We start from the raw sequence: 15197 nt of genomic DNA on the forward strand, positions 1-15197 counted from the left end.
TGCGGGGGCAGCCGGGTTCGTCTAACGCAGGGACATTCCTCTTGCCGACGATTTTCGGGACGCAGCATGACCGCAACCATCGCCCTGGTGGACGACGACAAGAACATACTGACCTCCGTCTCCATCGCGTTGCAGACGGAAGGTTTCCTGACACGCCTCTATTCGGATCCGGAAGCGGCACTGAAGGCGCTGATCGAAAACCCGGCCGATCTGGCCGTGTTCGACATCAAGATGCCCCGCATGGACGGGCTGGAACTGCTGCGGCGGCTGCGTGAGAAAAGCCATATGCCGGTCATATTCCTGACGTCCAAGGCCGATGAGCTGGACGAGGCGCTGGGCCTTGCCATGGGGGCGGACGATTATATCAGCAAGCCCTTCTCCCAAAGGCTGCTGATCGCGCGCATCCGGGCGATCCTGCGCCGGTCGGAGGCCCGCAAGGTGGACGCCACACCGGACGAGCCGGTCGCCGAACCCATCGTGCGCGGCCGGCTGGAAATGGACCCCGCCCGCCACCGGGTCAAATGGATGGGCCGCGACGTGACCCTGACCGTCACGGAATTCCTGATCCTGGAAACGCTTGCCGCCCGCCCCGGCGTGGTCAAGAACCGCAACCAGTTGATGGATGCTGCCTATCAGGACGACGTCTATGTCGACGACCGCACCATCGACAGCCACATCAAGCGCCTTCGCCGCAAGTTCCGCGAAGTCGACCCCGAATTCAACGCGATCGACACCCTCTATGGCGCCGGCTACCGTTTCTCCGAAGAAGCATGACGCGGGCGCCGGGTGGAGCTGGTCCGGCCGGATCAGCCTGACCCCGCGCATCCTGGCGGTCAATGTGTTCGCGCTGGCGCTGCTGGCGGGCGGCTTCTTCTATCTGGACAGCTACCGCACGCGCATCGTCGACGACCGGTTGCAGCAGTCGGCGCGGGAATTGAAGCTGCTGGCCATCGGCCTGGAAAACGCTCCGGCCGACCGGCAGGATGCGCTGATCGCCGCCTATGCGCGGCAGACGGAGGACCGGGTCCGCCGCTATGACGCGGCCGGACGGCTGATCGCGGACAGCTTCACCATGAACGCGCCGCGCTATCGTCTTCGCCTGCCGGAGGAGGAGGAATGGCAGCGCCATGTCGCCCGCTTCCTCGACAGGGTGATCGATCGGGTCGTGTCCGCCGACCGGCCGCCCAATTTCGAGGAACCGGTGGTCGATCGGGCGCAGGCCTGGCCCGAACTGGTGGCGGCGCGCGGCAGCGGCCACACACAGGCGGTGAACCGCTATGCGCCCGATCGCACATTCATGATTTCGGCCGCCGTCAACGTGAAGGACGGCACCAGCCTGCTCGCGACCGAAAATGCCCGCGACATCACCCGCACTGTCCGGGCAGAGCGCTTCCGTCTGGGCATGGTCCTGGCGGCGGCGGTGCTGGCCTCGATCCTGTTGTCGCTGTTCCTGGCGCGCACGATCGTGCAACCGCTTCAGCGCCTCGCCCGCGCCGCGGTGCGCGTACGGCTCGGCCGGGCGCGCGAGGTAACCGTGCCGCGCCTGCCCGACCGGCGGGACGAGATCGGCATGCTCGCCCGCGCCCTTTCCGACATGAGCCATGCGCTGCGCCAGCGGATCGACGCCACTGACGCCTTCGCCGCCGATGTCAGCCATGAGCTCAAGAACCCCATCGCCTCGCTGCGCTCCGCCCTCGATGCGCTCGACCGGGTGGACAAGCCGGATCTGCGGGCGCAGCTGATGGCGATCGCGCAGGACGACGTGCTCCGGCTCGATCGACTGGTGACCGACATTGCCGAAGCGTCCCGCATCGATGCGCAATTGTCCCGCACCCGGTTCGAGCCGATCGACCTTGGCCTGTTGATCGAAAAGATGGTCGTTGCCCGCGAGGCGCGCGGCGTGCCTCGCGGCGTCGGCCTCGCCTTTGCCCGTCCGCGCAAGAATGTCGCCGTGGTGCTGGGCGAGGAACAACGGATCATCCGCGTGCTCGACAACCTCATCGACAACGCGATCTCCTTCTCCCCCGACGACGGACTGGTCCAGATCGTCGCGACCGTGGCGGACAATGAAGTGCTGGTCAGCGTCGAGGACCAGGGGCCAGGCGTCCCGAAGTCGGAACGCGAACATGTCTTCCGCCGGTTCCACAGCGTGCGGCCGGAAAATGAAGCGTTCGGCAAGCATTCGGGCCTCGGCCTCGCCATCGCCCGCTCCATCGTGGAGGGGCATCAGGGCAAGATCAGCATTGCGGACCGCCAGGACGCGCAGAGCGGCGCCTGCTTCATCGTGCGGCTGCCCATGGCGGTCGAGCGCGATCCGGGCATCATATCGGAATAAGGATGCAAAGCGGGAGCCGATCCGCCCCACCAACTGCGTCGTAATGAGCCAACTGCGTCATAATGGGCCAACTGCATCATAATGGGAACGTGTCGGTTAATTCGATTCCCACCAGCGTCAACAGGGGCTAATATGGCGCCAAAGCGATAAGGCGATATGGCGTCGACACAATCTTCCGAAACCCTGCATGCTACCAGCGTGGCGATTGACGGCCGGGCTGTCCTGCTCTGCGGCAGCAGCGGCATGGGCAAGTCCGACCTGGCGCTGCGCCTGATCGATCGCGGCGCCGTGCTGGTGAGCGACGACTATACCCGCCTGCTGGAAATAGAGGGACAGCTGTTCGCCCGCGCGCCTGACCGGATCGCCGGCATGATGGAGGTGCGGGGCCTGGGCCTGGTCGGCATGCCCCATGCCGACAATGCTCCCGTTGCCCTGGCCGTCGACCTCAGCGACGATGTGGAGCGCATGCCGCTTGAGACTGCGCAGCGCGCGATTGCGGGCGTCGACATCCCTGTCGTCCGCCTCGCCCCGTTCGAAGCCTCCACCCCGATCAAGGTCGAACTCGCCGTCAGGAAGCTGGGCCTGAAAGGCGCGGACCCATTGTGAGCCGGATCGCGCCGAAGACCATCCTGCTGGTGTCCGGCCTGTCGGGCGCGGGCAAGACGACCGCGCTCAAGACGCTGGAGGATATGGGCTGGGAAGTGGTCGACAATCTGCCGCTCGTCCTGCTCGACCGGCTGCTCGACACGCCCTTGCCGGAGGGGCATGAGGAAGGGACGGACCGTCCCCTGGCGCTGGGCATCGACGCGCGGACGCGCGGCTTTGACGCGGCCGCCATCGTCCAGCGGATCAAGGCGCTGCGGACGCGCCATGGCCATGATGTGGACACCCTGTTCCTCGACTGTTCCGGCCAGGAACTGGAGCGCCGTTTCGCGGAGACGCGCCGCCGCCATCCGCTGGCCACCGACCGTCCCGCCCGTCATGGCATCGCCCGCGAACGGGAATTGACGGAACCGCTGCGCCGCTGGGCCAATCAGGTGATCGACACCAGCAGCCTCACCAGCAACGGGCTGCAGCAGGAAATCCGCAACCGCTTCGCGCAGGAGGGGCTGTCGGACCCGGTGCTGACGATCATGTCCTTCGGCTATTCGCGCGGCGTGCCGCTGAACGCGGACCTGCTGTTCGACATGCGCTTCCTGCGCAACCCGCATTGGGAGGATGCGCTGCGGCCCAAGACCGGGCTCGATCCCGACGTCGCCGCCTATATCAAGGAAGATCCCGCCTATGAGGAGGCGGTCGGGCGCATCGAACAATTGCTGGCCCTGCTGCTGCCCCGCTACGCGGAGGGCGGAAAAAGCTATGTTACCGTAGCGTTCGGTTGCACGGGCGGCCGCCACAGGTCGGTCCATGTGGCCGAACGCGTCGCCAGATACTTGCAAGATGCGGGCTTTTCGCCCACGGTCTCGCACCGAAATATGGAATCAGCGCCCCAGGACGCCCTGGAGAAGCGCGGACCGGGAGGCCCGAAAGCGTAATTCATGAAAAACAGGTGGGCCACGCAAGCAAGATGATTGGATTGGTACTCGTCACCCACGGGGCGCTGGCGACGGAATTCGTTGTCGCGATGGAGCATGTGGTCGGTCCGCAGCAGCAGATCGAAACCATCTGCATCGGGCCTGAGGACGACATGGAAATGCGTCGCACCGACATCGCCAACGCGGTGGCGCGCGTGAACGATGGAACCGGGGTCATCCTGCTGACCGACCTGTTCGGCGGCACCCCGTCCAACCTTGCCATATCGCTGCTGAAGGCCGGCGAGATCGAGGTGATCGCGGGCATCAACCTGCCGATGCTGATCCGCCTGGAAAGCGCGCGCAAGGTCATGGACGTGCGCCAGGCCGTCGCCGCCGCGCGGGAAGCAGGTCAGAAATATATCAGCGTCGCATCGGAACTGTTGGGCAGCACCACATGAGCGAAATCAGCCAGGAAGTCAGGATCAGCAACCGGCGCGGCCTGCATGCTCGGGCCAGTGCGAAATTCGTGACCCTGGCCAGCGGCCTGCCCGCGCAGATCACGGTGCGCAAGGATGGCAGCGAGGTCACCGGAACCTCCATCATGGGCCTGATGATGCTGGGCGCGGCGATGGGCGACAGCATCACGATCAGCGCCAGCGGGCCTGAGGCGGCCGATTCGCTGGGCAAGCTCGTGACCCTTGTCGAAGACAAATTCGGCGAGGAATAGGACAGGCTGCACCCGTCAAGTCTTTGTCAGGCGGGGCAAAAACGACTATCACAGATTAATGGCGAACGAGAATCGCGGTGCGCGGAAGGGGCGCGCCGCCGGTTGAGGACGGTTGGCAATGCTCGATCCCAAGCTGATGGACGAACCGGCGCGCCTGGCCGCGCTCAACCGCTATGAGGTCCTGGACACGCCGCGGGAACCCTCTTTCGACCGCATCACCGATCTGGTCCGCAGCATTTTGGGCGTGCCGATTTCCGCCGTCTCGCTGGTGGATACGGACCGGCAATGGTTCAAGTCGCTGGCCGGACTCGACGCAACGCAAACCTCGCGCGATGTCGCCTTCTGCGCGCACACCATCCGCCAGCGGGCGCCGCTGATCATTGCCAACGCCCAGGAGGATGAGCGCTTCCGCGACAATCCGCTGGTGACGGGGGATCCCAATATCCGCAGCTATGCCGGCATCCCGCTGGAAACGCCCGACGGCTATAATATCGGTTCGCTCTGCGCGATCGACACCGTGCCGCGGGAGTTCGACCCGGCGCAGATCGCCATCCTCAGGAATCTCGCGGCGCTGGTGGTCGAACAGCTCGAACTGCGCCGCATCGCGGAGCGCGATCATCTGACCGGCGCGCTCAGCCGCCGCGCTTTCCTGGGCGAAATGAACCGCGCCATCGCCCTGTTCGAACGTCATCAGCGGCCCGCCAGCCTGCTGCTGTTCGACATCGACCATTTCAAGCATATCAACGACACCTATGGCCATCCTGCCGGAGACCAGGTGATCCGCGGCATCGCCCAGCTCTGCACCGGCCTGCAACGACCCAGCGATTCGCTCGGCCGGCTGGGCGGGGAGGAATTCGGCATATTGCTGCCCGAAACGCCCATAGAGGACGCCGCCAGGGCGGCGCAACGCTTCTGCGACGCGATCGCCGCCGCGGAAATAGCCGGCACCCCGCCGCTGCGCGCAACCGCCAGCTTCGGTGTAGCGGAACTGCGCGGCGACTGGCCGACCGGCGAAAGCTGGCTGGCGGTCGCGGACATGGCCCTTTACGAGGCCAAGCGTTCCGGCCGGAACCGCGTCGCCGTCGCGCGGCACGGAAGCTCCCACGCCACCTGAAACGCTGCCTTGATGGGACGGAATGGAGGCCTTGGCCCCGCCTGATCATGGACGGAAGAAGCGCAGCTTAGGCGACCATCGTTCCGGCACAGTAATATCCGCATGAAAGAAAAGGGCGAGCTGTAAAGCCCGCCCTCTCCGCATAACAGCTTCAAGCGATTGCGATTTGCCGGGTCCCTCGCGACCGTTCCGATCGCCTGGAAAGCCCTTTAGGACGGATCGACGTTCAGATGATGACACGCCGAAAATGGTGGTTTTTCGTGACCCGGCGCGCAGCCTACTTCCAGTAGGTGAGTTCCGGAAGCACGAAAGGCCGCCATTTGCAGGCCGTCAGGGCTGAATGTCGATCCGTCCTTAGTAAACGCGCGCCTTCGGCTTGATATATTCCGCCTCGTCGGTGAGCGTATAATCGTGCACCGGACGGTAATCGAGCGACACCTTGCCGCCCGTGCCGCCCCAGCCCTCGAACCAGCTCACGGTGTGCTTCATCCAGTTTTCGTCGTCGCGGTTCGGGAAGTCCTCATGCGCATGGGCGCCACGGCTTTCCTTGCGGTTTTCCGCGCTGACCATGGTGCAGACCGCCTGGCTCATCAGATTGTCCAGCTCCAGCGTCTCGATGAGGTCGGTGTTCCAGATCAGCGAGCGGTCGCTGACGCCGACATCCTGCATGCTGGCATTGACCTGCACCATCTTCTGCACGCCTTCCGACAGCAGCGCGCTGTCGCGGAACACGGCAGCATGCTTCTGCATGGTGTGCTGCATTTCCAGGCGGATCTTCGCCGTGGGCGAGCCACCCTTGGCATTGCGGTAGTGGTCGAGGCGCGAAAGCGCCAGATCGGCCGCATCCTTGGGCAACGGACGGTGCGTGCCGTTGGGCTTGATCGTTTCCTTGAGGTGCAGGCCGGTTGCGCGGCCGAACACGACCAGGTCGATCAGCGAGTTGGAACCCAGGCGGTTCGCGCCATGGACCGAGACACAGGCCGCTTCGCCGACCGCATAGAGGCCCGGCACCACCACTTCCGGATCGTCGCCGACCTTGGTCACCACCTGCCCATGATAATTGCAGGGAATGCCGCCCATATTATAGTGGACGGTCGGCGTCACCGGCAACGGCTGCCGGGTCAGGTCGACGCCCGCGAAGATCTTGCCGCTTTCGGTGATGCCCGGCAGGCGTTCCGCCAGCACCTTGGGATCGATATGGTCGAGGTGCAGGTAGATGTGGTCCTTGTTCGGACCCACGCCGCGCCCTTCGCGCATTTCCATCGCCATGGAGCGAGACACGACGTCACGCGACGCCAGATCCTTGGCCGACGGCGCATAGCGCTCCATGAAGCGCTCACCCTCGGAGTTGGTGAGGTACCCGCCCTCGCCGCGCGCGCCTTCGGTGATCAGCACGCCCGCGCCGTAAATGCCGGTCGGGTGGAACTGCACAAACTCCAGGTCCTGGAGAGGCAGACCCGCGCGCAGTACCATGCCGCCGCCGTCGCCGGTGCAGCTATGCGCCGACGTGGCGGAGAAATAGGCGCGGCCGTAACCGCCCGTCGCCAGCACCACCGCCTTGCTGCGGAAGCGGTGGATCGATCCATCCTCCATGCAGATCGCGATGACGCCCCGGCATTCCTTGCCGTTCGGGCCGTCTTCCATGATCAGGTCGATGGCGAAATATTCGATGTAGAAGTCCGCGTCATACTTCAGGCTCTGCTGGTACAGGGCGTGCAGCATGGCGTGGCCGGTACGGTCGGCGGCGGCGCAGGTGCGCTGCACCGGCGGGCCGGCGCCCATATTCTGCATGTGGCCGCCGAACGGACGCTGGTAAATGGTGCCATTGTCGTTGCGGCTGAACGGCACGCCGGCATGTTCCAGCTCGATCACGGCCGCCGGCGCTTCGCGCACCATATATTCGATCGCGTCCTGGTCGCCCAGCCAGTCCGACCCCTTGACGGTGTCGTACATGTGCCAGGTCCAGTGGTCGGGCGAATTGTTGCCAAGGCTGGCCGCGATGCCGCCCTGCGCCGCCACGGTGTGGCTGCGGGTCGGGAACAGCTTCGTGATGCAGGCGGTCTTCAGGCCCGCTTCCGCGCTGCCCATGGTGGCGCGCAGACCGGAACCGCCAGCACCCACGACGACCGTGTCATAGCTGTGGTCGATGATCTTGTAGGCTTCGCTCATTATTTGACGATCCCCGTGAAGGCGATCTTTGCGATCGCGAAGATGCCCGCGGACGCGCCGCCAATGGCATAGAAGTTCAGCAGCAGAATGCAGAAGAAGCTGAGGCCCTTGTCGTGGACATAGTCCTCCAGCATGATCTGCATGCCCAGGCGCAGGTGATAGAAGATGCTGACCAGCATCAGCATCAGCGGCACGGCGACCAGCGGCTGCGCGATCCAGTTATGGACGCTCTGATAGTCAAGGCCCGGCAGCGCGATCAAGCTGATCAGCAGCCACAGCACCAGAGCCAGGTTGCCGACGGCCGTATAGCGCTGCGCCAGCCAGTGATGCGCGCCATGCCTGGCCGATCCAAGACCGCGGACGCGGCCGATTCCGGTTCCGGTTCCCATCAGAATTTCCCCGTGCAGATGGCCGCCCAGAAGGCGACGGTGAGGAGCGTCGAGAGGACGAAGGTCAGCACTGACCAGGTCTTGTTGTTCTTGAGCTCATAGCCCGCGCCCAGGTCGAGCACGAAATGGCGAAGCCCAGAGCAGAGATGCTGGAAGAAGAACCAGCTAATGCCCGCCATCACAAGATAGCCGATCGGCGAAGTCGCGCAGGCGACGAAGGTCGCATAGGCATCCGGCCCGATGGCGGCGGCCATCAGCCACCACACCAGTCCCATCGCGCCCACCGTCGCCAGACCGTTGCCGGTCACGCGATGCATGATGGAAACAGCCATGGCTGGCCCCCATTTCCAGATCGTCAAATGCGGCGAGAGCGGCCGGCTCGTGGTTCGCGCCATATCTTCCCTACGTCCCTGATGTTGTCCCTCGAGTCTCGTCCCCTTAAGAGCGATATGCCGGGAGGGCAAGCCGCCCCGAAGGCGCGATCGACCGTTCGTTCCACAACAGGCGGAACATTTTGCCGTCCGACCACTGCAAATGCCGACTTTGCGCCGCCTGATGCGGACCAGCGGCTTCCTGCCGGTCAGGCGCGTTCGATATCCGTCGGTCCTAAGAAGTGATTAACCAAATGGCGCTATCACCCGAGCTGACAATAAGACCAGATCGGGGTTTTGCCGCACATGAATTCCGCCGCCACGTCCCAAAACGCCCTGCTTGCCATGATCAGGGATATCGACCCGCATGGAGAGCTGGCGCAGGGTCTGCGCCAGATTCGCGACCTGCTGGGTGAACAGGCGACCCTGGCCGCGCGCACCTTCTATGATGTCTATGTCGAGCAGAACGGACTGCGATCCAGGCTCAGTCCCGCCACCCTCGCCAAGATCGAGACGCAGGCGACGGAATATGTGCGCCACAAGCTGGGCCATTATGAGGCCGGGGAATGGGCTCTTTCCTCGGTTGCCTGCGTCCGCCATGCGCGCAAGCACGGCTCGCCCCTGCGCGCCGTTCTGATGCCGGTCGCGATCGCCAACGAGAAGCTGGTCGACCTCATCTGGGAACGCGCCGAGGATGAAGCCAGCCGCCGCCGGCTGGTGCAGATCATGATGCAGGTCAGCATGGTCGATGCCGGATTGATCGCGAATGTGGTGGCGGGCGACGAGGCCGAAGCGCAGCGGAACGAGCGCCAGCGCTTTGGCACGATGTTCGAACAGCGGATCATGGGCGAAATCGACGGCGCGTCACAGCTCGGCGAATCACTGCGCGAGCAGGCAAAGGACGCATCGGCCGCGACCCGCGGCATGCTGGGCAAGGCTTCGGAAGTCGCCGCCGCTGCGGAGCAATCCGCGCTTGCCATGCGCGAAGCCGCCCGGACCTCGGCCGGGCTGATCCGCGCCATAGAGGACGCCCGGACGGAGGTAGAGAGCGCAGCCGACGTGGCGCAGCGCGCGGCGCGCCAGTCGGGCGACGCGGTGGCCATGTCGACCACCCTGTCCGATCATGCGAAATCGATCGAATCGATCCTTGGCCTGATCCGCGATATTGCCGGTCAGACCAACCTGCTCGCACTCAACGCCACGATCGAGGCCGCCCGTGCAGGCGATGCCGGCCGCGGCTTTGCGGTGGTCGCGCAGGAGGTGAAGAGCCTCGCCAACCAGACGGCCCGCGCCACTGACGAAATCGCCGGCAAGATCGCGGACATCCAGGCCTCGACCCGCCAGTCTGTGGAAACCAACGAACGCATTCGCGACACGGTCGGCGAAGTGCAGGCCAGCGCGGAACGCATCCGCCACGCCATGGACGCGCAGGCGCAGACAGTGACGATGATCACTGCGGCTGTCGACGAAACCGCGCTGGCCGCCGACTCCATGTCGTCGACCATCAGCGCGATCCGTCAGGATACCGAAGTGGTGGCCTCCGAAATCGACCAGCTGGAACGCGGCTTCATGAGCGTGGAAGGCAAGCTGTCCACCCTGCGCGCGGCGTCCACTGATTTCGGACGGCAAGTGGCCTGAGAGGCAATCGGGCTGGCGGATACTCGTATCCGCCAATCCCGCGCATCAGGCTGCCGAAACTGCTGTCCGCCGCCTCAGCCCTGTTCCCAATATCCCCTAGCGCCAGTCGAAGGCCAAGGGCGCTTCCCTGAAGGCGAAGCGGTCGAGATGGTCCGCGACCACTCGCTTGAAACGCTCCACATCGGCGCCCTCCTGCGGTTCGATCGTCACGGTCAGGGCGTCGGCCCCGGCCGTCATCCGGATCGGTCCCATGGGAAAGGCGATGCTGCCCTGCTGCGCGTCGAAAGCGGTTTCGAACTTGTGACTCCAATGCTTGCATAGCTGCTGGAGATAGCGGCTGGCATGCGCGGTCGGCACATCCGCGGTCAAGGTCATCGTCAGAGCCTTTCGATCTTGCTGGCTGCATCGTCGATCAATGCAGCGACGTCGAACATGGTTTCGGCATCGGCGCCCTCCTTTTCAAGGCGCGCCCGGACCGCCATCCCCAGATTGTGCATGGCCCGCCGGATCGGCGCACCGTCGGTGCGCTCGGCCTTGCGGGCCAGCGACCGCAGCCGGTCCATGACCAGCGCCACCCCTTCCCCATGGTCGGACAGATGGGCCGCGCCCGCCTCGGTGATCGCGAACAGCTTGCGGCTGCTTTCGCCCGGCTGCTCGGCGATCAGGCCCATGTCGGCCAGCAGGGTCAGGGTCGGATAAACGACGCCCGGACTGGGCACATAGACCTCGCCCGACAGGGTTTCGATCTCCCGGATCAGGTCGTAGCCATGGCGCGGCGCGTCCGCGATCAGCTTGAGCAGGATGAGCCTGAGCGCGTCGTTGCCGAACAGGCGTCGACGCCCGCCGCCCCGGCCGCCGCCAAAATGTCCGCCTCTTCCGCCGCCATGGGGGGCTTCGCCAAAATGGCCCCCGAAGCCGCCCCGTTCCGGGCGCCCTGGTCCAAACATGGCGCCATGGCCGAAGCGGCGATGTCCACGGTGATGATGATGTTGATGCATATTCGAATCTCTAAACTGTTTCATGATAGTTTGAGATATATCTTAAAAACAGCAATCGTCAAGATCTACGATATATCTTTATTCGAGTTCCGATATTGGGTGTCAGGCGGCCTGATCCGGCCGTGGAAGGTTCCCGCCGCATCGGGAACGGGATCGTGGCGGACATTCGCGCACGAAAAAACCCGCCGGACGCTGATCCGGCGGGCACTTGATTGCGTTTTCGAAAACGATCAGTCGGGCTTTTTCGCCACGCTCACCAGCGCCGGGCGCAACAGCCGATCCTTGATCATATAGCCCGCCTGCATCTCCACAAGAACCGTACCCGGTTCCGCGTCGGTGGAGGGCACCTCCATCATCGCCTGATGCTTGTTGGGATCGAGCGGCTGGCCGACCGACACCAGCTTCTCGATGCCGTTGCGGCCGAACACGGCCTCCAGCTCCCGGCCCGTCGCTTCCAGCCCGGCGACCAGGCCCTTGAACTTCTCGTCCTCGCGCAGATCGGCAGGGATCGCCTGCAGCGCGCGGCCCAGATTGTCCGCCACCGACAACATGTCGCGGGCAAAGGCCGTCGCGGCATAGGCGCGCGCATCGGCCAGTTCCTTTTCCAGCCGCCGCCGCACATTCTGCGTTTCGGCATGGGCGTAGAGCGCGTCCTGCTTCGCGGCCGCCAGCTCGTTTTCCAGGCCCGCTATCCGTTCCGCCGCCGCATCGCCCGCAGGCGCCGCGTCTTCGGGCAGTTCGTCCACGACTTCCATATTTTCGATATTCTGCTTGTCTTCGCTCATCTCATCAATCTCGACAGCGTCTGTGCGGTGAAATCCACCATGGGGATCACCCGTGCATAGTTCAAGCGGGTCGGGCCGATGACGCCGACCACGCCCACCACCCGGCCGTCACCGCTCCGGTAGGGCGCGGCTATGACCGAAGAACCGGACAGGGAAAAGAGCTTGTTTTCCGAACCGATGAATATTTTGGTCGCGCTGCCCGCCAGGGCGCCTTCCAGCAGCCGGGAAATCTCCTGCTTGCCTTCAAGCTGCTCCAGCAATTGGCGCACGCGCTCCAGATCGGCGGCGGTGCCGTCGTCCAGCAGGTTCGCCTGCCCCCTCACGATCAGCACCGGCCGGTCGTCGGCATCCCGTGACCAGAGCGCAATGCCCTGCTCCACCAGCACCCGCGCCGCGCCCTGCAGGGCATTGCGATCGCCCTCCACCTCGCGCCGCAGCGCCTCGCCCGCCTGCGCCAGCGTCATCCCGCCGAAACGCGCCGACATGAAATTGGCCGCTTCGTTCAGCATGATCGGCGTCACGCCCGCGGGCAGGTCGACGACGCGATTCTCGATCGATCCGTCCTGGCCCACCAGCACTGCCAGCGCCTGGCGGTCGTTCAGGGGAACGAAGCCGAATTGCCGCAGCACCGGCTCGCGCTTGGGCACCATCACGATACCGGCGCAGGCCGAAAGGCCGGACAGTGCGGCGGTCGCGGCGGACAGCGCATCCTCGATCGGGCCACCTTCGCTGATCCCCGCCTCGATCGCGCGCCGTTCCTCGAAAGAGGGTTCCGCAGCCTGCATCATGCCGTCGACGAACAGCCGCAGGCCGGTTTCCGTCGGCATCCGTCCAGCCGACGTATGCGGCGCGGCGAGCAGGCCGAGTTCCTCCAGATCCTGCATGACATTGCGGATCGAGGCTGGCGACAGGCTGAGCGAGGCTATCTTGCTGATCGTGCGCGAGCCGACGGGCAGCCCGGTGCCGAGATAACTCTCCACCACCAGACGGAAAACGTCGCGCGCGCGTTCGTTAAGTTCGGTGATCGGGGTGACCGCCATGACCCTTATCTAGGCAAGCATCGATCGCGGCTCAAGCCCGTCCGTCACCGACCCTTCGCATTCGTCGGCTTCACCATGGGGCCGACGTCCAGCATCCTGGGAATCGCGGAAATGGTGGCGCGCAGCTTGCCATAGCGGGCATCCATGCAGCCTGACTGGAATTCCAGTCGGGTGGGCGGCGCCTCGTCCCGGGTCCATTCTATCACATAGGCGGGCATGTCGGTGGCGAAGCGGACGCAGTTTTCCCCCTGGCCGATTCGCCTGGCCGTGCCCTGCGCCGGCCGGAACTGCGCCAGCGCCGCACGGAAGCGGCGATATTGCGCCGGCGTCACGGTGAAACGGGTCGGACCGGGAATGGCGGTGAAACGCTGCGGCTCGATCAGGCCGGACCCGTCCGGGGTCACGCGCAAGGTGTAGCTGGGGCAGACGCCAAAACAGGGACCAGCGGAAAATCTGATCGTGTCGCCCGCCAGTGTCGGCTTTTCCAGTTCCGCCTGCTCCATGGCGCATCCGCCCAGCAGGAGCGTGGCCGCCACGATCGATAATGCTTTCGTCCCCATGGCCGCTCTCTAGCATCTTTCGGCTGCATCGCCACTGGCATGATGGGCCGCCCGACGCTAAGCCCGCTCGACACAACGCTTCGGAGTAGAATATTTATGCGTCCTTCCGGCCGCGCGCCCGACCAGATGCGCGAAATCACCATGGAGCCCGGCTTCACCATCCATGCCGAGGGCAGCTGCCTGATCAGCTTCGGCGACACGCGCGTGCTGTGCACCGCCTCCATCGAGGAAAAGGTGCCGCCCTTCCTGCGCGGCAAGGGATCAGGCTGGGTCACGGCGGAATATGGGATGCTGCCCCGCGCCACCCACACCCGCGGCAGCCGCGAAGCCGCCAAGGGCAAGCAGTCGGGCCGCACCCAGGAAATCCAGCGCCTGATCGGCCGGTCGCTCCGCGCCGTGGTCGACCTCCAGAAGCTGGGCGAGCGGCAGATCGTCGTCGACTGCGACGTGATCCAGGCCGATGGCGGCACCCGCACCGCCGCCATTTCGGGAAGCTGGGTCGCGCTGCGCATCGCCATCGACAAGCTGCTGGCCTCCGGCGCGCTCGCCGAAGATCCCATCGTGCAGAAGGTCGCGGCGATAAGCTGCGGCATCTATAACGGCACCCCGGTGCTGGACCTCGACTATGCGGAGGACAGCAATGCCGAGGCGGACGCCAATCTGATCCTGACCGGCGACGGCAAGTTCGCGGAAGTGCAGGCAACGGCCGAGGGCGCGACCTATGACGAGGAGGAGCTGCTGCGACTGCTGCGCCTCGCCCGCATCGGCTGCGCGCAGATTTTCGCGGCGCAGGACAAGGCGACCGGGAGATAATCCTTCCTTCCGCTCGTTTCCGGCGAGCGACGATATGGGACTACAGAATGAGCGACGATTTCGGGCAGGAACAGGCGATCCGCAAACTGGGTCCGGGACGACTGGTGATCGCCAGCCACAATCCCGGCAAGGTGCGGGAAATCGGCGAATTGCTGGCGCCCTATGGCATAGAGACGGTGTCCGCCGCCGCGCTGGACCTGCCCGAACCGGAGGAGACCGGCACCACCTTCATCGCCAATGCGGAGTTGAAGGCGATGCAGGCGGCGGACCTTGCCGGCCTCCCGGCGCTGGCCGACGACAGCGGCCTGTGCGTGGAGGCGCTGAACGGCGATCCGGGCATCTTCTCCGCCCGCTGGGCCGGTCCGACCAAGGATTTCGGCCTCGCCATGCAGCTTGTCTGGGACAATATCCAGGCGAAGGGGCCGGAAGCGGGCCATGGCGCCCATTTCATCTGCGCCCTCGCCCTCGCCTGGCCCGACGGCCATGTGGAGGCGTTCGAAGGCCGCGTGGACGGCACCATCACCTGGCCGCCGCGCGGGGACCGGGGTTTCGGCTATGATCCGATCTTCCAGCCGCATGGCCACAGCATCAGCTTTGGCGAGATGGACCCGGAGAAAAAGCATGGCATGAGCCATCGCGCCGACGCGTTCGCGCAACTGGTGGCGACGGTCTTCTGAAGGGTCAGGGGGCCTGGCATCCACCGCCCAAGCCCCCTACCCTTTTCCGCGCTCCCCCTATAGAGAG

Annotated in this window: 18 protein-coding genes; 10 read left to right on the forward strand and 8 right to left on the reverse strand. The window is 65.0% G+C overall.

From position 1 onward, the window contains the following. Positions 1-66 precede the first annotated feature (66 nt). The 7 genes from MRBLMC3_RS05610 (at position 67) to MRBLMC3_RS05640 (ending at position 5690) form a co-directional block, all read left to right on the forward strand. Positions 67-774, forward strand: a complete 708-nt coding sequence (locus MRBLMC3_RS05610) for a response regulator transcription factor (protein ID WP_363826480.1) — start codon at positions 67-69, stop codon at positions 772-774. Continuing rightward, on the forward strand, positions 740-2335 hold the full coding sequence (locus MRBLMC3_RS05615) for a stimulus-sensing domain-containing protein (protein ID WP_363826483.1): 1596 nt from the start codon (positions 740-742) through the stop codon (positions 2333-2335). Before MRBLMC3_RS05610 ends, MRBLMC3_RS05615 begins: the two co-directional genes overlap by 35 nt. A 156-nt stretch (positions 2336-2491) precedes the next feature. Further along, positions 2492-2941 (forward strand): HPr kinase/phosphorylase, encoded by a 450-nt coding sequence (locus MRBLMC3_RS05620; RefSeq protein WP_363734444.1) that lies wholly within the window; start codon positions 2492-2494, stop codon positions 2939-2941. Then, entirely contained in the window at positions 2938-3870 is a 933-nt protein-coding gene (gene rapZ / locus MRBLMC3_RS05625) for an RNase adapter RapZ (RefSeq protein WP_363826486.1), read from the forward strand. Before MRBLMC3_RS05620 ends, rapZ begins: the two co-directional genes overlap by 4 nt. 32 nt (positions 3871-3902) lie before the next feature. Then, complete coding sequence (locus tag MRBLMC3_RS05630) at positions 3903-4307, forward strand: PTS sugar transporter subunit IIA (RefSeq protein WP_363734442.1); 405 nt, start codon at positions 3903-3905, stop codon at positions 4305-4307. Next, entirely contained in the window at positions 4304-4576 is a 273-nt protein-coding gene (locus MRBLMC3_RS05635; RefSeq protein ID WP_363734441.1) for an HPr family phosphocarrier protein, read from the forward strand. The genes MRBLMC3_RS05630 and MRBLMC3_RS05635 overlap by 4 nt, the downstream gene beginning before the upstream one ends. A 118-nt stretch (positions 4577-4694) precedes the next feature. Next, positions 4695-5690 carry a sensor domain-containing diguanylate cyclase gene (locus tag MRBLMC3_RS05640; RefSeq protein ID WP_363826489.1) on the forward strand — a complete coding sequence of 332 codons (996 nt, stop codon included), beginning with the start codon at positions 4695-4697 and terminating at the stop codon, positions 5688-5690. A 354-nt stretch (positions 5691-6044) separates the two neighbouring features. On the opposite strand, the gene sdhA is transcribed toward MRBLMC3_RS05640, so the two are convergent. The 3 genes from sdhA to sdhC are packed head-to-tail and all read right to left on the reverse strand — an operon-like array spanning position 6045 to position 8580. Next, positions 6045-7859 carry a succinate dehydrogenase flavoprotein subunit gene (gene sdhA / locus MRBLMC3_RS05645; RefSeq protein ID WP_363734439.1) on the reverse strand — a complete coding sequence of 605 codons (1815 nt, stop codon included), beginning with the start codon at positions 7857-7859 and terminating at the stop codon, positions 6045-6047. After that, on the reverse strand, positions 7859-8248 hold the full coding sequence (gene sdhD, locus MRBLMC3_RS05650) for a succinate dehydrogenase, hydrophobic membrane anchor protein (protein ID WP_133654817.1): 390 nt from the start codon (positions 8246-8248) through the stop codon (positions 7859-7861). Before sdhD ends, sdhA begins: the two co-directional genes overlap by 1 nt. After that, positions 8248-8580 (reverse strand): succinate dehydrogenase, cytochrome b556 subunit, encoded by a 333-nt coding sequence (gene sdhC / locus MRBLMC3_RS05655; RefSeq protein ID WP_414714622.1) that lies wholly within the window; start codon positions 8578-8580, stop codon positions 8248-8250. Before sdhC ends, sdhD begins: the two co-directional genes overlap by 1 nt. A 345-nt stretch (positions 8581-8925) precedes the next feature. Here sdhC and MRBLMC3_RS05660 point away from each other — a divergent pair, with 345 nt between their 5' ends. After that, positions 8926-10257, forward strand: a complete 1332-nt coding sequence (locus MRBLMC3_RS05660) for a methyl-accepting chemotaxis protein (RefSeq protein ID WP_363734437.1) — start codon at positions 8926-8928, stop codon at positions 10255-10257. 96 nt (positions 10258-10353) lie between these two features. Here the strand turns inward: MRBLMC3_RS05660 and MRBLMC3_RS05665 are convergent, their stop codons facing one another. From MRBLMC3_RS05665 to MRBLMC3_RS05685, 5 genes are all read right to left on the reverse strand, one after another. Continuing rightward, positions 10354-10632, reverse strand: coding sequence for a DUF2218 domain-containing protein (locus tag MRBLMC3_RS05665; protein WP_363826492.1), 279 nt, complete (start codon positions 10630-10632; stop codon positions 10354-10356). A gap of 2 nt (positions 10633-10634) precedes the next feature. Next, a complete protein-coding gene (locus tag MRBLMC3_RS05670; RefSeq protein WP_363734435.1) occupies positions 10635-11255 on the reverse strand; it encodes a PadR family transcriptional regulator in 621 nt (206 codons plus the stop codon). 230 nt (positions 11256-11485) lie between these two features. Further along, complete coding sequence (grpE, locus tag MRBLMC3_RS05675; RefSeq protein WP_363755193.1) at positions 11486-12040, reverse strand: nucleotide exchange factor GrpE; 555 nt, start codon at positions 12038-12040, stop codon at positions 11486-11488. Continuing rightward, positions 12037-13080: a heat-inducible transcriptional repressor HrcA gene (gene hrcA / locus MRBLMC3_RS05680; RefSeq protein WP_363734433.1), complete on the reverse strand. Its 1044-nt coding sequence runs from the start codon at positions 13078-13080 to the stop codon at positions 12037-12039. The genes grpE and hrcA overlap by 4 nt, the downstream gene beginning before the upstream one ends. A 44-nt stretch (positions 13081-13124) precedes the next feature. Then, positions 13125-13640, reverse strand: coding sequence for a DUF6438 domain-containing protein (locus MRBLMC3_RS05685; RefSeq protein ID WP_363826495.1), 516 nt, complete (start codon positions 13638-13640; stop codon positions 13125-13127). Positions 13641-13736: 96 nt separating this feature from the next. On the opposite strand from MRBLMC3_RS05685, the gene rph reads away from it, so the two are divergent. Both rph and rdgB read left to right on the forward strand, forming a co-directional pair. Continuing rightward, the gene (rph, locus tag MRBLMC3_RS05690) at positions 13737-14453 is read left to right on the forward strand and encodes a ribonuclease PH (RefSeq protein ID WP_363826498.1); all 717 of its coding nucleotides are present in this window, start codon (positions 13737-13739) and stop codon (positions 14451-14453) included. A 47-nt stretch (positions 14454-14500) separates the two neighbouring features. Then, a complete protein-coding gene (gene rdgB, locus MRBLMC3_RS05695) occupies positions 14501-15130 on the forward strand; it encodes an RdgB/HAM1 family non-canonical purine NTP pyrophosphatase (protein ID WP_133654809.1) in 630 nt (209 codons plus the stop codon). Positions 15131-15197 lie beyond the last annotated feature (67 nt).

It is taken from the genome of Sphingobium sp. LMC3-1-1.1 (assembly GCF_040676285.1).
Classification (GTDB): Bacteria; Pseudomonadota; Alphaproteobacteria; order Sphingomonadales; family Sphingomonadaceae; genus Sphingobium.